The 25,894-nt window shown below is 42.2% G+C and carries 17 protein-coding genes, 2 tRNA genes and 2 pseudogenes; 9 read left to right on the top strand and 12 right to left on the bottom strand.

Going from position 1 to position 25,894, the window contains the following annotated elements; translation table 11 throughout:
* Positions 1 to 20: 20 nt before the first annotated feature.
* The 4 genes from N8A86_RS04395 to N8A86_RS04380 form a co-directional block, all read right to left on the bottom strand.
* Positions 21 to 95, bottom strand: a tRNA-Val gene (locus N8A86_RS04395).
* 122 nt (positions 96 to 217) lie between these two features.
* Positions 218 to 1,198: a carbohydrate kinase family protein gene (locus N8A86_RS04390; RefSeq protein ID WP_273567957.1), complete on the bottom strand. Its 981-nt coding sequence runs from the start codon at positions 1,196 to 1,198 to the stop codon at positions 218 to 220.
* A gap of 74 nt (positions 1,199 to 1,272) precedes the next feature.
* Entirely contained in the window at positions 1,273 to 2,487 is a 1,215-nt protein-coding gene (locus N8A86_RS04385) for a c-type cytochrome domain-containing protein (RefSeq protein WP_273567956.1), read from the bottom strand.
* 169 nt (positions 2,488 to 2,656) lie between these two features.
* Positions 2,657 to 3,712: a 6-bladed beta-propeller gene (locus N8A86_RS04380; protein WP_273567955.1), complete on the bottom strand. Its 1,056-nt coding sequence runs from the start codon at positions 3,710 to 3,712 to the stop codon at positions 2,657 to 2,659.
* 291 nt (positions 3,713 to 4,003) lie between these two features.
* On the opposite strand from N8A86_RS04380, the gene N8A86_RS04375 reads away from it, so the two are divergent.
* The 3 genes and pseudogenes from N8A86_RS04375 to N8A86_RS04365 all read left to right on the top strand — a co-directional run bounded on the left by N8A86_RS04375 (position 4,004) and on the right by N8A86_RS04365 (position 9,768).
* Positions 4,004 to 4,078: transfer RNA gene (locus N8A86_RS04375), tRNA-Val, on the top strand.
* A 286-nt stretch (positions 4,079 to 4,364) separates the two neighbouring features.
* A pseudogene (locus N8A86_RS04370) lies at positions 4,365 to 8,065 on the top strand (efflux RND transporter permease subunit).
* On the top strand, positions 8,062 to 9,768 hold the full coding sequence (locus N8A86_RS04365; RefSeq protein WP_273567954.1) for an efflux RND transporter periplasmic adaptor subunit: 1,707 nt from the start codon (positions 8,062 to 8,064) through the stop codon (positions 9,766 to 9,768). Before N8A86_RS04370 ends, N8A86_RS04365 begins: the two are co-directional and overlap by 4 nt.
* Here N8A86_RS04365 and N8A86_RS04360 read toward each other — a convergent pair whose 3' ends face one another.
* Together N8A86_RS04360 and gldJ are read right to left on the bottom strand one after the other, a co-directional pair.
* Entirely contained in the window at positions 9,769 to 11,043 is a 1,275-nt protein-coding gene (locus N8A86_RS04360; RefSeq protein ID WP_273567953.1) for a UDP-N-acetylmuramoyl-tripeptide--D-alanyl-D-alanine ligase, read from the bottom strand.
* Between the two features lie 69 nt (positions 11,044 to 11,112).
* Positions 11,113 to 12,783 carry a gliding motility lipoprotein GldJ gene (gene gldJ / locus N8A86_RS04355; RefSeq protein WP_273567952.1) on the bottom strand — a complete coding sequence of 557 codons (1,671 nt, stop codon included), beginning with the start codon at positions 12,781 to 12,783 and terminating at the stop codon, positions 11,113 to 11,115.
* A gap of 462 nt (positions 12,784 to 13,245) precedes the next feature.
* Between gldJ and porV the strand changes: the two are divergent.
* The 6 genes and pseudogenes from porV to N8A86_RS04320 all read left to right on the top strand — a co-directional run bounded on the left by porV (position 13,246) and on the right by N8A86_RS04320 (position 19,745).
* Positions 13,246 to 14,393 (top strand): annotated as a pseudogene (porV, locus tag N8A86_RS21945) (type IX secretion system outer membrane channel protein PorV).
* A gap of 85 nt (positions 14,394 to 14,478) precedes the next feature.
* The gene (locus tag N8A86_RS04340) at positions 14,479 to 14,964 is read left to right on the top strand and encodes a cytidine deaminase (protein WP_273567949.1); all 486 of its coding nucleotides are present in this window, start codon (positions 14,479 to 14,481) and stop codon (positions 14,962 to 14,964) included.
* 199 nt (positions 14,965 to 15,163) lie between these two features.
* Complete coding sequence (gene pdhA, locus N8A86_RS04335) at positions 15,164 to 16,162, top strand: pyruvate dehydrogenase (acetyl-transferring) E1 component subunit alpha (protein ID WP_273567948.1); 999 nt, start codon at positions 15,164 to 15,166, stop codon at positions 16,160 to 16,162.
* Positions 16,163 to 16,165: 3 nt separating this feature from the next.
* A complete protein-coding gene (locus N8A86_RS04330; protein ID WP_273567947.1) occupies positions 16,166 to 17,839 on the top strand; it encodes a dihydrolipoamide acetyltransferase family protein in 1,674 nt (557 codons plus the stop codon).
* Positions 17,840 to 17,946: 107 nt separating this feature from the next.
* On the top strand, positions 17,947 to 19,065 hold the full coding sequence (locus tag N8A86_RS04325) for a M28 family metallopeptidase (protein WP_273567946.1): 1,119 nt from the start codon (positions 17,947 to 17,949) through the stop codon (positions 19,063 to 19,065).
* Complete coding sequence (locus N8A86_RS04320; protein WP_273567945.1) at positions 19,065 to 19,745, top strand: SDR family NAD(P)-dependent oxidoreductase; 681 nt, start codon at positions 19,065 to 19,067, stop codon at positions 19,743 to 19,745. Before N8A86_RS04325 ends, N8A86_RS04320 begins: the two co-directional genes overlap by 1 nt.
* A 7-nt stretch (positions 19,746 to 19,752) precedes the next feature.
* On the opposite strand, the gene N8A86_RS04315 is transcribed toward N8A86_RS04320, so the two are convergent.
* From N8A86_RS04315 to N8A86_RS04290, 6 genes are all read right to left on the bottom strand, one after another.
* Positions 19,753 to 20,109 carry a hypothetical protein gene (locus N8A86_RS04315; RefSeq protein ID WP_273567944.1) on the bottom strand — a complete coding sequence of 119 codons (357 nt, stop codon included), beginning with the start codon at positions 20,107 to 20,109 and terminating at the stop codon, positions 19,753 to 19,755.
* Complete coding sequence (locus tag N8A86_RS04310) at positions 20,106 to 22,514, bottom strand: penicillin acylase family protein (RefSeq protein WP_273567943.1); 2,409 nt, start codon at positions 22,512 to 22,514, stop codon at positions 20,106 to 20,108. Before N8A86_RS04310 ends, N8A86_RS04315 begins: the two co-directional genes overlap by 4 nt.
* 39 nt (positions 22,515 to 22,553) lie before the next feature.
* Positions 22,554 to 23,447, bottom strand: a complete 894-nt coding sequence (locus tag N8A86_RS04305; RefSeq protein WP_273567942.1) for an alpha/beta hydrolase — start codon at positions 23,445 to 23,447, stop codon at positions 22,554 to 22,556.
* A 21-nt stretch (positions 23,448 to 23,468) separates the two neighbouring features.
* Positions 23,469 to 24,092 (bottom strand): peptidylprolyl isomerase, encoded by a 624-nt coding sequence (locus N8A86_RS04300; RefSeq protein ID WP_273567941.1) that lies wholly within the window; start codon positions 24,090 to 24,092, stop codon positions 23,469 to 23,471.
* A 20-nt stretch (positions 24,093 to 24,112) separates the two neighbouring features.
* A complete protein-coding gene (locus tag N8A86_RS04295; RefSeq protein ID WP_273567940.1) occupies positions 24,113 to 24,565 on the bottom strand; it encodes a GNAT family N-acetyltransferase in 453 nt (150 codons plus the stop codon).
* A 166-nt stretch (positions 24,566 to 24,731) separates the two neighbouring features.
* Positions 24,732 to 25,829: an alpha/beta hydrolase family protein gene (locus tag N8A86_RS04290; protein WP_273567939.1), complete on the bottom strand. Its 1,098-nt coding sequence runs from the start codon at positions 25,827 to 25,829 to the stop codon at positions 24,732 to 24,734.
* Positions 25,830 to 25,894 lie beyond the last annotated feature (65 nt).

Below are 25,894 nucleotides of genomic sequence, written 5' to 3'. Positions count from 1 at the left end.
GTTCTAATGAACGACTTTTGTGGGCAATGAGGGGCTCGAACCCCCGACCCCCTCGGTGTAAACGAGGTGCTCTGAACCAACTGAGCTAATTGCCCGAAAAGGTTTGCAAATATAGAATACTTTTGGCTTCCCCAAAAGAAAAATAGAAAATTTAGAACTAATTTCAATTCTGCCCAATACGTGCCATAGTCTTGAGAAATCTATGTTTGATTTTTGGTTAGACTATCCCATAGGTATCCATAATCATCTGGTTGGTCTCTTCAATGGATTTAAACACATTGAAATCACGACCTTGAGTCCGTTGGGCGCCCAATGCATTGGCATATTTGGTGGCCGTAATATAATCTGTGGGATTTTTTAATATTCCATATCCCAAACCTCCAGCGAAGGAATCCCCACAACCCGTAGTATCGACGACATGTTCCACCTTGATCGATTTGACCATTTCATGATGGACTTTTCCATCTTTTTTAAAAACGGCACCTCCATTGGAATCCAAAGTCACTATCAATGATTTTATTCCTTTTTGTAGCGAGTGTTCCGCAAATGGCACGAGGTGTTCGGTACTTTCGTCGTGAAGATCAACTTGGTTATCAGGGTGGTACTCTTTCTCGAACCAACAACACTTTGACTCTTCCAAGTTCATTTTTAGAACATCGATGTAGGGAAGCCATTGATCACGGTCGATCCAGAATTTTATCAATCTATCTCCGGTCATGGTGACCGTATTGGTCGGGCCGTGGGCATCGAATATAATCATGCCCTCACTTTTTTTCTTAATATACTTAAGTGTTTCGAGAGGTACCTCATAGTCGGTAATCGGAACACAGACAAAGACATCGCAGTGTAACAATTCCTTGACATCATCCGGTATAATCGGATTCATGAACCCGGTCTGTTTTTCGAGTCTTTTGTTTTGATCCAAGAATTTTAGACTGATGACATCGCCTTGATCCTGATCCGAAGTTATATGGTCTACATTGATGTTCTGGTATTCCGACAAAATTTCTTTTACGGCGTGCTCATCCTTTTTTCTAACATGGGAAACCAAATGTACAGTGCCCTCATCCCCCAAAAGCCGTGACAGACCTATGGCGGTGTGTGTGGCACAACCATACTTTTCGATTACTTCCCCATGATGTGTGGTGATATGGTCCCTGGGTATGGGTCCTAATACGGCAACATTGTATTTTGTCATATTCAAGTATTCTTTTGGGATGGAATTGGACTCTAATCCGATTTTTATCCGAAGGAATAAGATACAATTAATTTCTAACTCTTGCCAATGATAACTTGTAGTTCCGAGGCATCATTTTCAAGCTTTTTGGCATTTTCGGTGGTAACGTCCGTACCCCAGAGATAAACTCTTTTTAGTCCTTTGAATTTCTGTATCTCGGAAAGACAGGCGTCGGTCACTTGTGTGCCATAAAGATTTAACACTTCGAGATGTTCCAATTTGGCTAATTTGGATACCCCTCTATCGGTAATTGCTGTTTTCTCCAATTCAAGTCTGGTCAGGTTCGTAAAATTCGAAATTATACCAAGCCATTCATCCTCTACATTTGTCTGGGCTAGCGATAACCAAGCGACATAATCCTTTACCTTTTCAAGTTCCTGTAGTTGTTGTTCGGTAAGGTCGGATCCTGAATACGTGATGTCCAATAGCGGGTTGTCGCCTCCCAACGTTTTGATCGTAAAACCGCTTTTTGATAGAGTGACCAACTGTATGCTGTCTAAAGGAGTCAAACGTACTCTTTCGTACCAGGCTTTTGGCGATGTATCGAGACCATACTTGCGTAGCAATACGGGATGTATATTATCGGTTACTTCCAAGGTGGCGACCGGATCCTCGAGGGAGGCTCCCTGTCGTATCCACCATTCCACGATCTTTATCTCATCATAGGTCAATACTTTGTTGGTCGGTGGCATGAACTTTACATTGCTTTGTGGTAATGTAATCCTTCTGAACAGCTCACTTTCAGTAGGGTTTCCGCTGACGATAATGGCACCGCCCTCGCCACCTTCGGTAAGTGTTTCAGGAGTGCTCATATCAAGCCCTCCCCGCTGTACTTCTGCACAATGACAGGCAATACACTTTGTCTTGAAGATTGGCGAAATCAGATCATTGTATACCAAAACAGAATCGGGGTTGCCAAACGTTGGAAGTGAATCCTGCTCGCCATAAACCCCAATTAGTTTTTGTAGGGGCTCAGGTGCATATTCTGTGAGGTAGGTCTCACCATGGGTCAAATCCCCACCTTTGTGGCCTTCTACAAAAAGCATTAGCAACAACAAAATATTGATGCCATTATGTAGTAATTTAGAGTGATTTTCGGGGGTGCGTTTTATCCACCAACCTATGAAAGCTATTATAACAAGGGCAATACCAAGCCAGCGGTGTATAAAAAGGGTATCCTCTTCATAAAGCCCGGTTTCGCCCAGCCACCAACCAAAAAAGGCCGCAACAAAGGCACTCGCTCCTCCCAAAAACCATGAGACGGCTATGAGCTTGCTTTTTTTTTCTTTTTTTGGTCAAATTTTCATACCATTCCAAAACGATGGCCAAAAACAAAAAACCTATGGGAAGGTGTACCAATAGAGGATGAAAACGCCCTAAAAAGGTAGTGAATTCCAACGCGATCATGGTGCTCAGATTTTAGACTCTATGTAATTTGATCGGATACGTTTTTCCTGAGGCCCATTGCGGTACATAAAGATTTTCATCGTTATCCACAAAGACATCATGCGGATTTCTAAAGGTCTTTCCATCATACATTGGTTCGGTCAACAGTTCATTTGAATATTGAGGACGGCTTCCCCCAGGAAGCGAAACTATGTTGTTGTCCTTATCCAAAACCGCCAACATGCCATCATAACTATCCCATGTTTTGGTAACTATAACCGCAAAATAGAGATGATCTCCATGAATTACGGGTCTACATATGGAGCATCCCGGCAATGATATGGTTTCTAAATGGGTTCCATCCAAAGAAAAACGTTTGAATTCTTGGCTGGCCCTAGACGTAATTAATAGCGTAGGATTTTCCGTATCCCTAGTATCCAAGGTAATACCGTGGCAGCAATTGAATTTGTCATCGCCTTCCCCGGTACCGCCAAAATGACGAATGTATTCTCCTTGGGCATTATATTGAATGATAAAGTTTTGACCGTACCCGTCAGCCACATAAATATCGCCGTTTGGCATTATCGCAGTCTCCGTGGGCTTGAATTGATTGTCCTCCGTATAGCCATCAACTTCTTTTGGGCGCTCAAGAGTCAAGAGAACCTTTCCGTCTAATGTTGTTTTAGATACTTTATGGGTGTCAGGGTCGGTGATGAAAAGAAATTGTTCGTTCCCCTCGCCTGTAAGGGTCAGGCCATGGGCTCCTTGAAATTTCCCCCAAGAATCCAAAACTTTTCCGGATTTGTCATATATCAGGATATTTTTATTGTCGGCCCCCGTAGTGGTCATAAAAATACGCCCTCGACCATCCATGGCCATTTCGTGACAGTCGTTTATAGGAACTTTGGCGGGGTCTTGAATACCCCATTCCTTGTCTACCCGGTATGTGAAGTCTCCGTGTCCTACTATTTCGCCGAGGTTTTTTACAGAATGCGTTATTCCGAAGGTATATGCGGGAGCGATTATGCCCGTACCTGTTATAATTGCGGACTTTTTAAGAAACTTCCTTCGGCTATTGGTGTTTTTCATGTTCACTTTTGACTATGTTCATTAATTGTTGTACTTGTATCGAATAAGAATACTTTAGGGCTTTTGTGAAGTAGCAGAAGAACCGGAACGCACTTTTTCAATACGGATAAATTTACATTTTTTAAATTAAAGGTTATTGTTCTTAAAAGAATAACTGGTGCGGCCTAAAGCTGCTTAACAAAAAAGTCTTGCGATGTCATGAAATAAAAGTTTAGGTATGGATTAGCCCGAATTATGGATAAAGCTATCTTTTTTAATCCAAAATTAATTTTACCTTTGCCATCTGTTTTTGGGTTATTAGCTCAGTTGGTTTAGAGCGCTGCCTTGACAGGGCAGAGGTCACTGGTTCGAATCCAGTATAACCCACAAAATTTCGAGTTCACTGGCCTGCCTGCCGGGAAGTCAGGTTCCCCCGAAGCGTCGGGGCAGTATAACCCACTAAATTGACTTTCTCCCTTCTTTTTGTCGGTTTGAACATTTCGAAATAGTCGATTTGTATAACTCTAGTCATACCTCTTCCCTTTAATACCATATAATTTTGAGTTTTTTAGAAGAAATAGTTCGACTTTGCCTACAATCATTTGCTACTTTTGAACGTTAAGGTTTACGGGGGTTTTTCGACGAACGGAACTACTTCATCCAACAATTTAAAATGCTTAACAAAGGCATCAAATTCTTAATTGAAAACAAATTGGTAGCAGTTATTTTATTGCTGCTCTTTTTGGTATGGGGTATGGTGCATTCTCCTTTCGATTTTGGAAATGAATTATTTCCCAAGAATCCTGTTTCAGTCGATGCGATTCCGGATATTGGCGAGAACCAGCAGATAGTATACACGCAATGGGAGGGCCAGTCCCCTCAGGATATCGAAGATCAAATAACCTATCCGCTTACGGCACATTTGTTGGGCGTTCCTGGAGTGAAGACCATTCGCAGTTCGTCAATGTTCAGTTTTTCGAGTATCTATGTCATTTTTGAGGAAGATGTGGAATTCTATTGGTCCAGAAGTCGATTGTTAGAGAAATTAAATGCATTACCTAATAATCTTCTACCTAATGGTGTTCAACCCACACTTGGGCCTGATGCGACTGCCTTAGGGCAGATATTTTGGTATACGCTCGAAGGGCGTGACAAAAATGGTAAGGTCACAGGTGGCTGGGACTTACATGAAATACGAAGTATTCAAGACTTTTACGTCAAGAATGCACTTGCCTCGGCCAAAGGTGTTTCCGAAGTGGCTTCTATTGGCGGGTATATTCAAGAATATCAAATTGACGTTGACCCAGAACTGATGCGGCAATATGATGTATCGTTGTCCGAAGTGGTAGAGGCTGTAAAGGAAAGCAATAAAGATGTTGGGGCCAAAACGCTGGAAATTAATCAAGCCGAGTATTTCGTTCGTGGGCTGGGATATGTAAAAAGCATTAAGGATATCGAGGAATCGGAGGTGCGAACCACCGACTTCACACCCATTAGAATCAAGGATATTGCCAGAGTGACCTTGGGACCTGCGGAACGGAGAGGATTTTTGGACAAGGAGGGCGCAGAAGTTGTCGGTGGGGTAGTGGTGTCGCGATATGGGGTTAACCCCATGGAAACGATTACCCAAGTAAAGGGAAAAATCGATGAAATTTCACCCGCATTGCCGAGTAAAATTTTAAAGGATGGGAGAACATCTAAATTGACCATAGTTCCCTTTTACGACCGCACCGAATTGATCAATGAAACGTTGGGTACCTTGGGTAACGCACTCACCTATGAGGTTCTGATTACCATTCTTGTGGTTATCGTAATGTTGTTCAATCTAAGAATTTCGGCCCTGATATCAAGCTTAATGCCCATTGCAGTTTTAATGGTATTTATCGCCATGAAGCTGTTCAAGGTCGATGCAAACATTGTTGCTTTATCAGGTATCGCCATTGCAATCGGTACCATGGTAGATATGGCCATCATACTTTCCGAAAATATTATGCGTCATTTCGAAATGCATACGAAAAGTACCAATATTGATACAATTGTATATGAAGCCACAACTGAAGTCTCGGGAGCCATTCTTACGGCGGGGTTGACCACGATTATCAGTTTCATTCCCGTTTTTACCTTGACAGGTGCCGAAGGAAAGCTTTTTCTCCGCTGGCCTTTACTAAAACAGCGGCTTTAACGGCATCGATGTTCATTGCACTCTTTTTGATACCTCCTTTTGCGGCGCAGCTTTTTAAGAAACGTGAAAGAAAGAAGATTTTCGGAATTGTAACAAGCGCCATTTTGATAGTATCAGGATTGATAATTCTTCTTTATGGCCATATTCTTGGGGTCGTATTAATGGGATTCGGTATCGTTAATCTTTTGGAACGATTATATTATATAAGGTTAGAAGCACAAAATCGGTATCAAATGATATGGGGTGCGTTTTCCATAGTATTATTGTTGGGTTTATATTGGAGACCACTCGGTTTTGATAGCCATGTCATCTTCAACCTCCTTTTTGTAGCTGCCATTTGCCTACTTATTTTAGGAGGTATTATATTTTTTAGAAAGTACTATGAGCGCATTTTGACTTGGGCCTTGGAAAACAAAATATTATTCTTGAGTGTTCCTTTTCTGCTTCTGGTCTTCGGCCTTTTGATTATGCGGAATACGGGAAAGGAATTCATGCCCTCGCTAGATGAAGGTTCATATCTTCTAATGCCGACCTCGATGCCACATGCGGGTGTCAGTGAAAATCAAAGGGTGCTGAAACAATTGGATATGGCCGTTGCCAGCCTTCCTGAAATTGCAACTGTGGTGGGTAAGGCAGGGCGAGTAGAATCAGCTTTAGATCCGGCACCGATGTCCATGTACGAGAACGTGATTTTCTATAAACCGGAATTTATTTTGGATGAAGAAGGAAATCCTATTTCTTTCAAAACAAATGATTCTGGGCTTTTTGAAACCAAATCCGGAGATTTTGTCGAGGCAGGAAGTGGATATGATAAAGACGATCTTGTTATCGACGATGGCGGAACTTTCTATAGAAATTGGAGAAAAGAAATTCAAAACAAAGAAGATATCTGGAATGCCATTGTTTCCGTCACGAACCTCCCAGGGGTTACCTCGGCCCCTAAATTACAGCCTATCGAAACACGGCTTGTAATGCTCCAGACCGGAATGCGAGCTCCCATGGGCATCAAGGTAAAAGGCCAAAATCTGACAGAAATAGAATCTTTTGGAGTGCAGCTTGAGTCTGTATTAAAAGAAACAGCGGGCGTAAAAAAAGATGCTGTATTCGCCGACAGAATTGTTGGCAAGCCCTATCTAATGATCAATATCGATAGAAACAGGATATCACGGTATGGGTTGTCGATTTCCGATGTGCAGGAAACGCTTGAGATTGCCATTGGTGGAAAAGTATTGACCGAAACCGTCGAAGGTCGTGAACGCTACGGAATTCGTGTACGCTATCCCCGTGAATTAAGGGGTGGTCCTGAAGATCTTGAAAATATCTATGTTGATATTAATAATGGTACATCCGTTCCTTTATCCGATTTCGTTTCCATTGCCTATGAGAAAGGACCACAAAATATCAAGAGCGAAGATGGTTTTTTAGTCGGTTACGTACTTTTTGATAAAGAAGATGGTTTTGCGGAGGTCGATGTGGTACAAAACGCACTGCGGGAAATCGAGCAAAGACTTGCCGATAAATCATTGGAGCTTCCACAAGGGATAAGCTATCAATTTGCCGGAACTTATGAAAATCAATTGCACGCTGAAAAGACATTATCGTTTATAGTACCTTTGGTATTGTTGGCCATTTTTTTGATTTTATACCTACAGTTTAGGTCGGTGTCCATTTCAATGATGGTCTTTACAGGGGTTGCGGTCGCATTTTCAGGAGGATTTATTTTGATTTGGCTCTATGGCCAATCATGGTTTATGAACTTCGGTTTGGGCGCAATGAATATGCGCGACCTATTCAATATTCAGACTATAAATTTAAGTGTCGCCGTGTGGGTTGGTTTTATTGCCCTTTTCGGAATTGCCACGGATGACGGTGTCGTAATGGCCACCTATTTAAAACAGACCTTTGATAAGAATAGTCCGGATGATATTAAAAGTGTTCGGGCTTCGGTATTGGAAGCCGGTGTAAAACGTATTCGACCCTGTCTAATGACAACGGCCACCACACTTTTGGCATTATTGCCTATTTTGACCTCGAATGGCCGTGGAAGTGATGTAATGATACCCATGGCAATACCTAGTTTTGGAGGAATGCTGGTCGCTTTGATTTCATTGTTTATCGTGCCGGTGCTATTCAGTTGGAGAAAAGAGGCCGAATTAAAATATTCGAAGAAAATTAAAGTTGTAGAACTATGATCAAGAAGTACGGAACATATCTAGCACTTTTGGCGGCAGGTCTGGTTTTGGGATATCTGATTTTTGGTACAACAGAAAAAGAAAACGGTCATACTCCCCAAACTGAAAAAGATAGGCAGGCCCAATGGACTTGTTCTATGCATCCCCAAATATCCAAAACGGAAAAAGGCGATTGTCCTTTATGTGGAATGGATTTGATTGCTGTAGATACCGGTGGTGATATCCTAGAAGCAAACCAGTTTAGAATGTCTGAAAATGCCATGGCATTGGCCAATATCGAAACAACGACCATAGGCGTCAACGATTTGGAAAACAATACACTGGTTTTATCAGGAGTCATAACATCAAATGAAAAGACCAATGCGGTACAGACCACCATTTTTGATGGTCGTATCGAGAAGCTCAATGTCAACTATGTTGGTGAATATGTCAAAAAAGGACAACAGATAGGGGTTATTTATGCCCCTGAAATGTACACCGCACAAGATAGGTTGCTAACGTCTTCTTCTTTTAGGGAATCCAATCCCAAATTGTGGGCCGCAACTCGAAATACCATGGGATTGTGGAAAATGACCGATAGGCAGATTGATGAGGTGCTACAAACGGGGAAACCGATGTTTAATTTTCCGCTGATTGCCGATGTGTCGGGTACCGTCACTGAAATTATGGCTGCAGAGGGCCAATTTTACAATGAGGGAGATCCCTTGTACAAAGTTTCGAACTTATATACGGTTTGGGCGGTCTTCGATGCCTATGAAAACCAACTTCCCTTGCTAAATATGGGACAGGACATACTGATTACTTCCAAGGCTTTCGATGATAAAAAACTGGAAGCGAAAATCTCATTTGTAGAACCAATTTTAGATCCGACGAAAAGGACGGTTTCCGTTAGGGTTACCTTAAACAATAAACAACAGCTCTTAAAGCCGGGTATGTTCGTTCAAGGTACTGTAGCTGTAGATGGTGCCAGTCAAGTATTGACAGTGCCAAAGTCCTCGGTACTATGGACCGGAAAGCGATCTTTGGTCTACGTTAAAACAGTTTCAGATGAACCGGTTTTTGAAATAGCGGAGGTCACTTTGGGGAATGTGATGGGCGATTTCTATACCATACTAGAAGGTTTGAATCCAGGTGATGAGGTAGTCACAAATGGAACTTTTACTGTTGATGCCGCCGCTCAATTGCAGGGTAAAAAGTCGATGATGGGCGCTAAGGATAAAAATATTGCGTCATCTAACATGGAGGGAGAACCAATAGCTTTGAACCTTGATAGCACCTTTCAAGCAAAGTTTACCAAAATCATTCATAGTTATATTGCTATAAAGGATGCCTTGATAGCTACCGATACTGAAAAAACAATGGCAAGGGCCAATGCTCTTTTAAAAGAATTAAATGCGTTGGATATAACGAGTATGGAAGCCGTTACACGTTCTAATATTCAGGGCATTATTGATAATGCCGCAGCAATTTCCGAAGCGGCCGATATAGCCGAACAGCGACAACATTTTAAGCCATTATCACAGAAGATGGTGAATATTGCCTCAAATCTTAAAAATTTGAATCAACCGGTATATGTGCAGCACTGCCCCATGGCCGACGGTAACAAGGGGGCTGATTGGTTGAGTTTCGAGAATAAAGTATTGAACCCCTATTTTGGTGATAAGATGCTGACCTGTGGCAGTGTTACTCAGACCATCCAATAATCAAAGAATGTTCAACAGCCGCTCCAAGGCCATTCCGCGCGAACCTTTTATTAGAATTTTTCCTTTAGGGAGTTTGGCTTTCTTTACATATTCCGATAGACTTTCGAAAGTGTCGAACTTTTTTAGGGTTGTCTCTGTCGCGTAGAAATTTTTTCCCACCAAAAAAACATCATCGAATTTCATATTGGAGATGAGGTCTGCAATATTCTGATGTTCTACAGCTGCCGTTTCTCCCAATTCGAACATATCGCCCAAAAAAGCAATTTTCTTTTCGCCGTCCATTACCGCGAAATTCTCTAAGGCGGCTTGCATACTGGTGGGGTTGGCGTTGTACGCGTCCAATATGATTTGATTGCCATTTTGCCTAAGAATCTGAGAACGATTGTTCTGGGGCGTATAGTTTTCTATACCCTCTTTAATAGTTTCTATGGGCACATTAAAATATTTTCCCATAAGAATTGCCACCGCACAGTTCGTGAAATTATATCCTCCGATGAGTTGAGACTGTATCGTCGTCCCTTCGACCCTACAGGTCACGAAAGGATTAGCACCTAAAAACTCGATTTTGTAGTAGGCAAGTTTGTCGGTACTAAACCCGATTTTCTTAATATAGGTGCTTAATTTTTCTAATTGAATAGGATCATCGGCATTCAAAAAAATTGATTTTCCATTCGATATCAGAAAATCATAGAGTTCACTTTTTCCTTTGATAACTCCTTCAACGCCACCAAAACCTTCGAGGTGGGCTTTTCCGAAATTTGTGATATACCCGAAATCAGGTTGTGCGATTCCACATAGAAATTCAATCTCTTTTTGATGATTCGCCCCCATTTCGATGATAGCGATTTCAGTATCCTTTTTAATGGAGAGTAATGTCAATGGTACTCCGATATGATTGTTAAGATTACCTTGGGTAGCCACCGTCTTATACTTTTTTGAGAGTACGGCATAAATCAATTCTTTGGTCGTGGTCTTGCCATTGCTCCCGGTCAGTCCGATGATTTTCGCATGGCAGTAGTTTCTATGGAAGCTGGCCAGTTTTTGAAGGATAGCCAATACGCTATCAACAAGGATACAGTTTTTCGATGTCTTATATTGCTTGTTATCGATGATGACATATGAGGCACCTTTACCGAGCGCATCTTCGGCGAATTCATTTCCATCGAAATTGTCTCCTTTCAAGGCGAAGAAAAGACAATTCTTGGTAATTTTTCGGGTATCTGTAGAAACTGTGGGATGCGCTAAAAAGAGCTCGTGGAGTGTTTCAATGGTCATGAAACAAAGGTATTAAAAAAGCCCCGATGATTGCATCGGGGCCTTAATTTCAGAATAGTTTTATTCGACTTACTTGGCCTTTTTGCCACGTACGGTCTTGTTCTTTGTCTTGGATTTCGAACCAACTCTAGACATGGCACATCTAAACCCTATATAGTCTGTAGCCATATATTGTGGCAAATATCTTCGTTGTGCAGGATCTAACCAATAAGCGCGATCTCTCCAAGAGCCACCTTTGAAAACTCGCACCTCGTCGTTGATCAAAGTACTTCTGTTATTAGAGTGGTCATACGTCCTGACTAATGCTCCGGCAGAATCACGTTCCACTTTGTGCTGTGGCGAATCATACATTTGCTTGGCATCGGCTGCGTCTTCTTCATCACTGAACCTGTCAAAAAACCGCGACGATCCTGGATCACCGTCTCTATAACCTCTATTGTCGGAAGAAGAGAAGTTGGTTCTTAAATAAGTTTCTTGCTCATCAACAGGAACCATTTTGATTTCCCCGGGAAGGTTCATGGCTACGATTTTCCCATTAGGAAGTGTGTCGTATACAATAGAATCCCTTAGAATATTAACTTTTCCATCTTCTCCGATTGCCGTTTTCATGTAAATATTTCCACGGTAGTAGTTGAAATCACTTACTTCATCATCAACGATTGGGCGATAGACATCTGCAACCCATTCGGCCACGTTACCCGCCATATCGTACAACCCAAGGTCATTTGGCTTGTATGACATTACCTGGGCGGTAATATCTGCACCATCATCTGACCATCCTGCAATTCCGCCGTAGTCACCTTTACCTTGCTTGAAGTTTGCTAATTGGTCTCCTCGACCAACACGTTGTCCGTTACGGGTATAGTCGCCTTCCCATGGATATTTTTTTCGTCCACGATAGTTATTGTATTCACGTGTACCTTGGTTGGCCTGAGCCGCATATTCCCACTCTGTTTCGGTAGGCAGTCGATATTCAGGAATGATTACACCACTACTTCTTTTGGCGTAGGTGTTTACGCTATCTTTCTTTTGCTTGCCCTGAAGCGAGTCGATTTGACCATTATATACCGATTCGGGTCGGTTCAAATAAGCTTCCGTGCTAAAAGTACCTTGAACTTCGCCGGTTGCAGCTTGGTATTTAGCATCCTTAGAAAGATATCCTTCTCTTTCAAGCATGACCTCGTTAACGCGGTCCGTTCTCCATTCGGCAAATTGCGTAGCTTGAACCCAGTTCACACCAACAACGGGATATTCCGCATATGCTGGGTGACGCAAGTAATTATTCGTCATGGTCTCATTGAATCCCAAACGGTTTCTCCATACCAGAGTATCTGGCAAAGCACCCGTATATATGTTTGTGTATTTAGGATTTTCAGGAGGATAGACACTCTTCAAATAATCCAAATATTCCAAATACATCACGTTGGTAACCTCGGTCTCGTCCATATAGAAGGACTGAACATGCTGGGAAGTCGGGGTATTGTTCCAGTCGTGCATAACGTCATCCTGTACTTTACCTTTAGTAAAAGTACCACCTTCAACAAATACAAGGCCAGGAGCGGTCTCTTGCTCCTTAAAATCTGTATTGTACTGAAAACCGCCTTCTTTGGCATTTATTTTCCAACCTGTAGCTCTCGAAACATTTTTGGAAGAAGAACCGGACTTCTTACAGCTGGTAACCGTAAAACCTCCCGCTATCACTGCAAAAGAGAGTACAACTTTGATAAACTGTTTTTTCATAATTAGGACTTGAGTTCAAAAAAGTAAACTACGATAAATAGGTAGTTCGCAATTTGTATTTTGATTAATTTTAGTACACTTTCGGCATATTAAACGATGATTTGCATATAATATTTTGTTGTCTTAAAAATATTTTCAAATCCGTTTTCGATATGGCCGAAGCGCCTTTGGCTTCAAAAAATATAACGCTATAAAGAAGGTTATAGTATTGAATGGCCCCATATCTTTTGAACAACCATCATCAAAACTTATTTTTGATAAAAATTACCCACTAATTTATTCGCAAAAGAATAGATTTGCCCATTATGAAATATGAGGATTAAATCAGCTACCTAAAAATAATACCTTCCTTATACAAGATATTTTTGAATTGCCCGTTTATCATGTTAACATGACCAATTTTTTGGTTCTTGGTGATACTACTTATTTATAATTTGACCAATAAAATTTAGACTCTATCTAATGAAAAAACTTGCATTACTTATTATTTTGGCCATTGGCCTTAAGACCACCGCTCAACAAGATGAAAGGGTTATTACGACCGCAGTGCCGTTTTTGACCATTGCAGCAGACGCTAGGTCTGCGGGTATGGGCGATATGGGTGTGGCGACTTCAACGGATGCCTTTTCGCAACAGTGGAACCCCGCAAAATTTGCCTTTGCCGAACGAAAAATGGGTATAGGGTTAAGTTATACGCCGTATTTGGAGAGTATAATTACCGACATATCGTTGTTAAACGCGAGTTTCTACAATAAAATCGATGAGAACAGCGCATTTGCCATCGGCTTGCGATATTTTACCTTGGGCGAAATCGAATTACGACAATTTGCCAACGATCCGGGTACATTGGCCAAACCTAACGAGTTGGCCTTAGATGGTTCTTACTCCTTAAAATTGAGTCCAACATTTTCCATGGCAGTCGGAGGTAGATATATACGATCAAACTTGAAATTGCCACAAAATGGGGATGTAGATTCCAAACCAGGAAGTTCTTTCGCCGTTGACGTTGCCGGTTTCTACCGTTCTCGTGAAATAGCCTACAATAGTTTCGATGGTCGTTGGAGGGAGGTTTCAACCTATCGAACCTCGGGGGTAAGATTCAGTACGACCAAGGTGGCCAAGAAAACTTTTTGCCCACCAATATGAAACTTGGGCTAGGTTTTGATTTCATACTTGACCAAGATAACGTAATTGGCCTGACTACTGAATTCAACAAGCTTTTGGTGCCGACACCGCAAGATTTCGATAATGATGGAGATGTTGATAGTGCCGACAACGATGAATACCAACAAATCGGTTTTTTTAACGGCTTGTTCAAATCATTTGGAGATGCTCCTGATGGTTTTGGAGAAGAGTTAAAAGAGTTCACTTGGGCTTTGGGTGCAGAATATGTGTACCAAGATGCCTTTATGGTGCGAACCGGATATTTTAATGAAAGCGAGGAAAAAGGTTCTAGAAAATTTTTCACCCTTGGTGCCGGATTTAAATTTAAGGCCGCCCAAATCGACCTTTCATATTTGTTCTCGACATCACAGGTTAAAAACCCATTGGAAAATACATTGCGCTTTTCGCTTACCTTTAGTTTAGGTGAAGAGTTTTATAATGAATAATATAATAAAGAATTTATATTTCAATAAAACCCGCACTAGTGCGGGTTTTATTATTTTAGTACAATCCCTTCCTAAGCAAAAAAGCATGAAAAAGCAGACCGTTTCTTTTGAACTCATTACTTACGATACGTTGGAAGAACTTTCGCAAGAAGAAAAATCATTGATGCTAAAGGCAATAGAAACTCGTAAGAATGCCTATGCTCCTTACAGTAATTTTCAGGTAGGTGCCGCTGTGCTATTGGAAAACGGAGAGGTTGTCATTGGAAACAACCAAGAAAATGCTTCCTACCCTTCAGGTCTTTGTGCAGAACGTGTTGCCATGTTTCAAGCGGGTGCCAGGTATCCGGGAGTAATTATAAAATCCATCGCCATCAGTGCCGCTTCGAAGGTTTATACCGTACATAGGCCTGCAGCACCATGTGGAAATTGTCGCCAATCCATTTTGGAATATGAAGCAAAGCAGGGCACTCCTATAGCACTATTATTAATGGGAGAGCAAGGCCTCATTTACAAATGTCACTCTGTTGGCGATATATTGCCATTAGCTTTCGACAGCTCATTTTTGAAATAGAAATTTCCGTGCTTATTTTATAAGAATTGTGCCATAAATTTATAAGGATAATGGACATTCCTTTTATCTGAGACCTTTTACTTCGTTTTTTTTTACCGATTGATTTATATGTGTATTTTTGTTGTTCTGGTATAGTGTCACCGATATCTGGGACGGCCTATTTTTATAAGACCTGAAATCTACTTAAAACACCAAATTGATGGAAAAAATAACCAAAGAGACCTACCTAAAATGGTACGAGGATATGCTCTTCTGGCGCAAGTTCGAAGATAAACTCGCTGCTGTCTATATACAACAAAAGGTAAGGGGTTTTTTACACCTGTACAATGGCCAAGAGGCCGTATTGGCGGGCGCGTTGCACGCCATGGACCTCACCAAGGATAGAATGATTACGGCATATCGCAACCATGTTCAGCCTATAGGTATGGGTGTAGACCCGAGAAAAGTAATGGCCGAGCTCTATGGCAAGGTTACAGGCACCTCTAAAGGTATGGGGGGCTCTATGCATATATTCTCTAAAGAACACCGATTTCATGGCGGTCACGGGATTGTGGGCGGACAAATTCCGTTAGGAGCTGGTATGGCTTTCGGTGATAAATATCACGGTCGTGATAATGTGACACTTTGTTATATGGGTGATGGTGCCGTTCGCCAGGGATCTTTACATGAAACGTTCAATTTGGCCATGCTCTGGCAATTACCCGTTGTATTTATTTGTGAAAATAATGGATATGCGATGGGAACTTCCGTCGCGAGAACTTCATATTCCACGGAAATTTGGAAACTAGGTCTTGGCTATGAAATGCCATGTGGACCGGTCGATGGAATGAATCCTGTTACGGTTGCCGAAGAAATGAGCAAAGCTATTGAACGCGCCCGAAGTGGTGGAGGCCCGACTTTCTTGGAAATGAAAACGTATCGGTATCGCGGTCATTCCATGTCCGATGCTCAGCACTATCGAACAAAGGAAGAAGTGGAGGAATACAAGAAAATAGATCCGATTTCCCAAGTCTTGGATATTATCAAGGAGAATAAATATGCGACCGACGAAGAAATCAAGACAATCGACAAGCGAGTAAAGAGCTTGGTCTCCGAATGTGAGAAATTCGCCGAAGAGTCTGAATATCCACCTGTGAACCAATTGTACGATATGGTTTACGAACAAGAAGATTTTCCATTTGTACAACATAAATTATAAGAAATGGCAGAAGTAATCAACATGCCCCGTTTAAGTGATACCATGGAGGAAGGCACCGTTGCCAAATGGTTGAAAAAAGTAGGGGATAAAGTGGAAGAAGGGGATATTTTGGCCGAAATCGAAACCGATAAGGCTACTATGGAGTTTGAGTCTTTCCATGAAGGCACACTTCTGCATATTGGTATCGATGAGGGAGATGGTGCTCCCGTTGATACGCTTTTGGCTATAATCGGTGAGGAAGGTGAGGATATTTCTAGTTTGTTGAATGGCGCCGAATCTTCATCAGAAGATGAGTCCTCCGAAGAAGAATCATCACCTGAGCCAAAAGAAGAAGCTGTTACAGCTTCTTCTGATAAAGCAACGGATAGCGGCAATACTTCATCCGAAATACCTGAAGATGTGGAAATCATAAAAATGCCTCGTCTGAGCGACACCATGGAAGAAGGTACCGTGGCAAGTTGGTTGAAGAAAGTTGGCGATAAAGTCGAGGAAGGTGATATACTGGCTGAAATCGAGACCGATAAAGCGACTATGGAATTTGAGTCCTTCTATTCAGGAACTTTATTGTACATCGGTATCCAAGAAGGTGAATCTTCCCCTGTCGATGCCGTACTTGCGGTTATCGGTCCTGAAGGCACCAATGTCGATGCGGTGCTAAATGCCGGATCGTCCGCCAAGAAGGAAAGCGAATCTTCTCCAGCAGAAAAACCTGTGGAACAAAAGCAAGAAACTTCCGCAGAGGCATCGACCACCGAGACAAAAACGGTTAGTGATGGACAACGAATATTTGCTTCTCCTTTAGCCAAAAAAATTGCCAAAGAAAAAGGTATTCCGCTATCGGAGCTAAGTGGATCTGGCGATCATGGGCGGATTGTGAAGAAAGATGTAGAAAATTATCAACCGAAACAGAAATCGGCACAACCTGCTGCAACAGCGGACACACCCGCTTTGGCAAGTAATGCTATTGCGGCTCCGGTAAACTTGCCCGTAGGTGAAGAAGGTAGTGAAGAGGTCAAAAACTCGCAGATGCGAAAGACCATCGCCAAGCGATTGAGCGAATCGAAATTCACCGCTCCGCATTACTATCTGACCATAGAGGTCGATATGGATAATGCCTGGGATTCAAGAGTGAAAATCAACGATTTGCCGGATACCAAGGTTTCTTTCAACGATATGGTGGTCAAAGCTTGTGCCATGGCCCTTAAGAAGCATCCGCAAGTAAATACGACTTGGAATGGCGATACCACCCGTTTCAATCATCATGTACATGTTGGTGTCGCAGTTGCCGTTGATGACGGTCTGGTAGTTCCCGTGCTGAAGTTTACGGATCAGATGAGTTTAACGCAGATCGGGGCTTCTGTGAAAGATTTGGCCGGCAGGTCGCGAGTCAAAAAATTGACTCCTGCAGAAATGGAAGGAAGCACCTTTACAGTCTCTAACTTAGGTATGTTCGGAATCGTGGAGTTCACCTCGATTATCAACCAGCCTAATTCAGCCATTTTATCGGTTGGGGCGATTGTTGAAAAACCGGTTGTGAGAAACGGGGAAATTGTAGTCGGTAAAACAATGATTGTAACTTTGGCCTGTGACCATAGAACGGTCGATGGTGCCACTGGATCACAATTCTTGTTGACCTTACGGGCCTTTTTGGAAAACCCGGTTACTATGTTAGCTTAACGGAAAGCTTAATTACTGATTAGATTCGAGACAAGTAACTTTTTGGACTTAAATATATAAAGCATCCTTTTATACAGGATGCTTTTTTACCTTTGAAAAAAATGGAAATGAAAAAGCTATTAGGCCTGTTGGTGTTTTTACTGTTCATCGGTTGTGGTCCGTCAAAAGTCAATGAAGACGTTACCCTTCATAGCAGGCCGGTTTACAAGAAGGAGAAACTCGAAGGAAAGGAAACGAATGGTAAAGAATCCGATGGTTCGATAACCGTTGATATGTCAGGGGATGTTAAGGATGCTTCCTTGTTGAATGCACCGGATGCCTCTTTCGAATCGGTAAAAAGCTCAGCTAAAGATTTTAAAGGACTTTCTTCTAAGGAAAGAATAGCCGAAATCATGACGTATCTGACCTCAGATGAACTTCAAGGTCGTGACACCGGAAGCGAAGGAATTGAAAAAGCGGCCAGTTATATAGAGGATATTTTTAAGTCGAACAATATTGCGCCCTATTTTTATTCGTATCGTGATACCCTCTCCAATTTCGATAAACCGGCTTTTAACATTGTTGGATTTTTAGAGGGAACGGATAAAAAACTCAAAAACGAGTTCGTTGTCATCGGGGCCCACTATGACCATATAGGTATTATTGAAAGTGTAGGAGGGGACAATATCGCCAACGGCGCAAATGATAATGCCTCGGGCACTACTACGGTGCTTGAACTAGCAAGACACTTTGGAAAAACAAAATCGAACCGACGCAGTATTATTTTCGCCTTGTTCAGTGGCGAGGAAAAAGGATTGTTAGGTGCAAAACACTTGGCCAAAAAATTAAAGGCACAAAATATGGACCTCTACACCATGCTAAATTTTGAGATGGTAGGCGTGCCTTTGGTGGGTAAGAATTACTTCATGTATGTGACCGGTTATGAAGAATCGAATTTGGCCGGATTGGGCAATCTATACGCAGGCTCAAATCTTATTGGATTTTTGCCCAAAGCCAAAGAGTTCAATCTTTTTAAGCGATCCGATAACTATGCTTTTCACGAAGTTTTCAATGTGCCATCACAAACTTTTAGCACTTTTGATTTCACGAATTTTGACCACTACCATAAAGTAGGGGACGAGGCTGAGTTAATGGATTTTGGACATATGGACGCGGTGGTCAAGAAATCCATTCCTTTGATTGAAAGTATTTCAAATTCAATGACTAAAATGATCAAGTATAACTAATGGACAACGTAATCATTACAGGTTCAAGTCGGGGTATTGGGTTCGAAATGGCAAAACTTTTTGCTGATGAAGGCCATCAGGTATTGGCATTATCTCGTAACGAAAAACCAATTTTAGAACTAGGCCATAAGAACATCACTACCTTTCCTTTCGATTTGTCGGTTTCTGCAGATTTGAAAAAGCTTCAAAATACTTTGGTAGGTGATTGGTCAGAGGTGGATGTTCTCATCAATAACGCAGGAAAATTATTGAATAAACCTTTTTTGGAGACCACTTCACAAGAATTTGAAGACGTGTATCACGTCAATGTTTTTGGAGTAGCCAGTGTTACAAAATTGGTTCTTCCCCATATGTCAAGAAATGGACATGTTGTTACCATAAGCTCCATGGGTGGAGTGCAGGGCAGTATGAAATTTCCGGGCCTGTCGGCTTACAGTTCGAGTAAGGCGGCGGTCATTACCATGACCGAACTCTGGGCGGAGGAATTTAAGGAAAAAGGTCCGTCGTTCAATGTATTGGCGCTGGGTGCCGTACAGACCGAAATGTTGGAAGAGGCCTTTCCAGGTTATCAGGCTCCGATTACGGCTTTGGAAATGGCAAAGTATATCAAAGATTTCGCCTTGACCGGAAACCGACTCTACAACGGTAAATTGCTTCAGGTCAGCAGTAGTACGCCATAAAGTTTTTTCACGATTTTTTAAATAGCAATTGACATTGCTTGCCAAATAGGGCAGCGATGCCGGCTGCCAACCCTCCAATAATTCCGGTAATCAATAATAATAGGTTCACATTTCCATCCAAAGGGAACAAAACCGCTATTCTCTTGGCAAGCGTAAAATCATTGCCTGAACTTATCATATAGGCGGAAACAGCCCAAAACAATGCGATGGCCAAAAAAGGAACTAGAAATACCGCTATTCTTTTTAGAGGAATAGAAAACCCGGTAAGAAAACCGGCGACCATAATACTCCACCAGGGCAGAAATTGGGAAAGCACTACCGCAACGAGTATGGTGATGATGAAGTTCAATATGTTTTTCCTCATGGTTTCGGATTCAAGGTTTGGCTGAACAAAATGTTTTCCGTTTGGTTTTTGTCTTGCATGAAGTCAAGTTCGAGATAGTCACCTGCCGCCCAGATGTCGATAAAATTGTCATAGTATTTGCTTCCCGGGTTACCGGATTGTCCGCCGGGATAAACACCGAGTGCCTTGGGCGGCGAACTCATCTCAACGATCATGCGCCAAGATGGGCCATGGTCTTTTTTGGTGGCGTTCACGATACTGCCGTTACCCCCAATGGGTAGATTGAATCGTGAAAATGCGGGCAGGGCCTGTAACAAATGCCCAACGTAAGTAGCTTTGTATTCGCCCCAATTGTAATCTCCATTTTCAATTTTCCATGCTTTCAAATTCTTCACGGCCTCTTTAAAGGATATCAGGAATAAATCTTTAGCCGTCTCTTTTTCCGGGGTAGCGACAACATCCATAAATTCATCATCCGGATTGTTCTTGAGTAGGTAGATGGTTTGATATTTAAAGGGATAATCCAACACTAGTTCTTCAGCTTCCAATTCATCCCATGTCAGTGGCGCCAATTCACTCCACCAAGCTTCCCAAATCGACGGACCTATCTTTTCAATATCATTAAAGTAATCCCAGGTTTTGACTTGATCAAAGAGTTCCTTTTCCTCGGAATCCAAAGCGGAGACATCCATCTGCTGGAGCATATTGGGCAACAATTCGGCAGCCATCAGATTATAGTTGTTGTTGTGCAAGTCTTTGAAATCTTGAATATTGAATTTCTCCTTTGACCTGAAAAAATCATTTATGACCCTATTGCGATAGGTTTCATAGCCATCGTTGAATACATAATACGGATACGATTCGTCCACCGGATGCTGGTTCGCTGAACTCAAAAAAGCCTGTTCGGGATTTTTAATATGTGCGTTGTGTTCCTGTGGAATAAAACCTTTCCATTCATGATTAGGATTACTACCGTCCATTAAAAATTTTCCCTGACCTTCCCATTTATTCGGGAAGGTTCCCTGTATCCAAAGCGCTATATCACCTTCGGTCGAAGAAAATATAAAGTTCTGCGCCGGGGCAACGTGATATTTCAGTGCCTTCGCATATTCGTCATAGTTTTTGGCTTTGTTGAGTTCAAGGAATGTCCGCTGATTGTTGCCGCCAAGATGTCCCGTCCATTTCATGGCGTAGCCTATTTTTTGGTCGTTCCCTTTAAAACTTGCATCATAGCTCACAGGTCCGTGATGCGTATATACCACTGTGTCGTACACGGTCTTGCCATTCCTGACCTTGATTTCTTCGATGCGTTTGGTCGCGTTTCTCGATTCGCCGTCGTATCGATATGCAGTTCGTTGGTCATCGGTGAACTCAATTTTGTACCAATCCCTGACATCACGGGTCGCATTGGTAAGGCCCCAAGAAATATCGTTGTTAAAGCCTATGATAATGCCCAATGCGCCTGGCAGACTGACCCCGAACGTATTTTTTTCGGGCGTGGCAAGTTGCAAGGCAAACCAAATCGATGGTAGTTTAAGCCCAAGATGCGGGTCATTGGCCAAAATGGGATTTCCGGAATACGATTTTTCGGGAGCGACCACCCAATTGTTGCTACCATTATCGGGGTCGGGTTTTTCCAAAATGTCCGTTATGGTATCCTTTGGTAGTTCGCTTATCGGAACGTCATGGGCGACCACGTCCCATTCACTCCAATCCCGTTCTTTTGGAATTACGGGGTCTATAGTGTCAAAGAAATCGGGATACAACAGATCAAGACGCTCTTTCCCGTATTTGTTCAAAAAGTTGGAATATTCCAAATCAGAATCACCACCGGCCAGCATATCGGTCATATACATGAGTAAAAGAGCTGTTTTTTTAAGCGTCCACGGTTCGGGGCTATAGTCGAGTAATTTGTATTCTACCGGATAGTCTTCAACCGTCAATTGGTCGATATACTGGTTGATTCCATCGCGATAGGCCTCAACGAATTGTAAAGTTTCAGGATTCTCACGCATTTTTTTCAGGGAATTCTCCGCCCCGAAAACCATGCCTTTGCGACGTTGGCCCCTATCGAATTCAATAGCGGCTTCCCCGATAAGTTCAGAAATTCGACCGGCTGCGGCGTGGGTCTGGAATTCCATTTGCCAAAGGCGATGTTTGGCAGTGATGTAACCCTGTGCGAAATATAGGTCTGCATCGTTTTGTGCAAAAATATGCGGAATCAGATGTTTGTCGTAGTGAACGGTAATTTCTTCTTTTAAACCTGTAATCGCTAATGCTTCCACATTTTGGCCCTCGGTTTTATCATTTTGCCAAATACCGTGAATGGGGTCTAAAAATTTCCCGAGCGGCGGAATGCTTCCTAGTTTTGAATTTAAACCATAAAAAACAATAGCGGTAAGCAATAAGGAGAGGAGGAATTTCATAAACTTCATACAGCGAGCGGATTTCTAGGCTGAATTTACTTAAAAATCATTGGATTGCAACCAATTCGCAAACAAGGGTACCCAAAGGTCGGTGCCATCCGCCGAATTGCCGACGCCGAAACCATGACCTCCTTTTCTAAAAAGATGCACCTCGTTCAAGACCCCGTATTCATGTAGTTTTTGAGCGTATAACGTCGTCTCGGTAACGTCGCACATTTCATCTTCGTACGAATGCACGAGAAATGCCGGAGGGGTATCTTTTGAAATCAAATTGAGAAGTGTGTTTTTTGCGACTTCATCTTCGGTCATCCTTCTATGGTATAGATTGTTTTCCAGCCAATTTTGGTTTCCCTCCGTGAGATTGGTCACGCCGTAGATGAGTGCGGTGAAGGCAGGATTTTCTTCCGAATCCTCACTCTTCCAAAGACCGGATACGGTTGCTAAATGACTCCCGGCCGAAAAGCCCATGACGCCGATTTTATTGACATCGAGGTTATAATCCTTCGCTTTTTGATGGAGCATTTTCAAAGCCCTTCTCAAATCGCTTAAAGGAACCGATTCAGGTTTGTCAGACGATTCCGTAAGGGGAGTTCTATACTTTAAGACCGTAGCGGTAATACCTTTTTTTGATAATGCCTTGGCGACTTCATGCCCTTCATGGTACATGGCAACGACTTCGTAGCCACCACCAGGTACTACGACCACAGCCTTTCCCGAATTTTTACCTTCGGCCTTGTAAACGGTCAAAGTAGGCTCGGTTATATTTAAAACACATTTGGTGCCCCATGCCTCTTTTTCGATTTCCTTGAGGTTATTTTCCTTATAAAAGGGCTTGGCCTCGTTTTCCCATAAATTAAACGTATCCTGCGCTTCGAGAGTTAATGGAATTGTGTATAAAATCAGGAATAATAGGAGAAATTGTGTCACTTTCATATTTCAAAACAGTTTCTAAGATTACTGCCCTAAAAGATACGCTTTTTCGATTTTATCCAGTTTGGGATATTTCATCAGAAATTTGGGGCGATCTTGAGTCATCAGGCCAAAATCTTGCATTACGGTATCCGAATATCCTGAATATAAAGAATCTACAACCGACATCCCTTGTATCACCTCCCCAAAAGCTGGAAATCCGGTAACTTCTTGGTAGTAAATTGTATCCAAGCGGCTGTTGTCGCCTAAATTGATGAAAAGGTCCGTGGTTCGCGTATCCTTTTCGCCTCGGGCAAAGCTCAATGTGCCTCTCACATTACTTTGAACCGTTTTTTCATCGGGCACGTTGACGTTGTCCCAGGCTTGTCTTTTAAGGGAATCACTGGCGCCGAATTGGGCAACAAACCCCGGATTCACCCGATAAAATAACACGTCATCAAAATAGCTATGCTTGACCAATTGGTAAAACCGATCTGCGGCTTTCGGCGAAAGACTGCGGGTGACCTTGATATCAAAATTTCCTTTGTTGGTTTCAAAGCGGGTAGTATAACTTTCGGGCGCAGTTTCTTCGGTCCATTTTTTCTTGAAAATTGCGGGGCTACAACCAAAAAGGATAATAGAGAATAAAACAAGAATCGATTTTTTCATTAGGAAAAGTGATTATCTCACTAAGATAGCACCTTTTCAAAGCAGACGCTATTTTCGATTCCAATATATTGTCCGTAGTTGGGTATAACTTTGTACCCGTTCTTTTTATAAAGGGCGATGGCCTCGGGTTGTCGTTTGCCCGTTTCCAACACGCATTTTTTATAAGATAGTTCTTTGGCCCAAGTTTCAAGGCCTGTTAATAGTTGGGTGGCCAAGCCTTTTCCACGATGTTCGGGCGAAACGTACATCCGTTTGACTTCCATACTGTCCGGTTCCAATTCTTTGATGGCACCACAGCCTACGGGCAAATCATGTTTATAAATGACGAGGGCGTATTTAATGCGGGCGATGCTATTGAATTGATTATAAAAGGAATGGTCCTCACCATCTCGGTGGGCCAAATCTGTGTCGAGCTGGGCGACCAGATTCTGAAAGTGTTCGTTGTCTGAACTGGTTCGAAGAATTTTGATCATTAGCCTCGTTTCCTTTCAATAAACAAGTTACACAATTCTACGAATCCGATAATCCCTTAGATTTAATTTTGTTAAGGTAATGGATTCGTGTAAAATTCGGGCTATGGTCGACGGATCCGTATTTTGCAATTAATCCTCCAAGATCAATACAACGAAATACTCAAACTTATTGACAATCCTGAACGCTGGTACTTGTTGAAACACATTGCATTTCGTTGGCTTCTGTTGTAAATTCTTCCGAGTGGGGCGTATCGCACACTATTTGGTCTTTGATCCATTTTCGGATGCGAATTACTATTTCATTATTTTTTTCATCTGTCCAATCATGGCCAAGCCCATTGACGCTATGAAGGCTATACGGTTTGTTCAATTGATTTGCCCTACAGGCGATTTCATACGCGCCATGTACCGTAATATCGGTGTTGCATCCAAAATAGGTTCCTGTTTTGTAAGGTACAGTAGAATCGCACACCCCATGACCCAAAAAGAGGGGAATGTCATCCCCAGAATCAAGGAGGTCTAGGCTGTACAATGGTCCAGCAATGGCAATAATGCCTTTTATCGGGCGACGAGGTTCCCAAGGTCCCAAGTCCTCTTTAATATTTTGATACTCAACGGGAAAAGTTTCGAGCCATTCTATTTCGTCGGTAGCGAGCATACCGTTTAGAATGGTCATGGCCCCTTGACTGTTTCCTAATAAGAACAGATTATCTATGTCGATGCCATATTCGACAGGATTCTGATATAAAACATTAATTGCTTTCCTTAAATCTTGTATTGCCCTATAATGGGTCTTGATGACTTCTACTGTTGAAATATCGCATACAGGATTTGAAAACCCTTTAATATCCTGTCGATATTCCAAAGTGGCGACGGAATATCCATATTGGCAAAAATTATTACGCATTGAGGGTAAGAATAGGCCCGCATATGGATCCTTTGGGTCGGCCGAATTCGGAGCATAGCCGTGCACCGCTAAAACGGTCGGGCGCAATGGCACGGATTCGGCATAAGCATCATCGGGCTGATCGATTAAAATATTATAGGTACCTAATTTTCCCTCCTCATCCGGACAATCAATACAATACGGAACTTTGTCTAAATCAAATCCGCAAAAACTAATAGGTTCATTGAGAAAGCTATACTCGCAATCGCCTGTAGGTGGATCTAGCTTTACTTGGGTTGATTCGCAGGATAATAGAATCAAAATTGATACTGTGAAAACCCCCTGGATAAAAATCGATATGAATCTCTTCTTTTTCATGTCACAATTTTTATGAGCCTGACGAAACGCCATAGAATCAATTACTTAAGCAAATTTGGCAATTA

Origin of the sequence: Maribacter halichondriae, from assembly GCF_027474825.1 — a bacterium.
GTDB lineage: Bacteria > Bacteroidota > Bacteroidia > Flavobacteriales > Flavobacteriaceae > Meishania > Meishania halichondriae.
The sequence above is the reverse complement of the archived record's forward strand: the minus strand, read 5'-3'. Positions and strand labels throughout refer to the sequence as shown.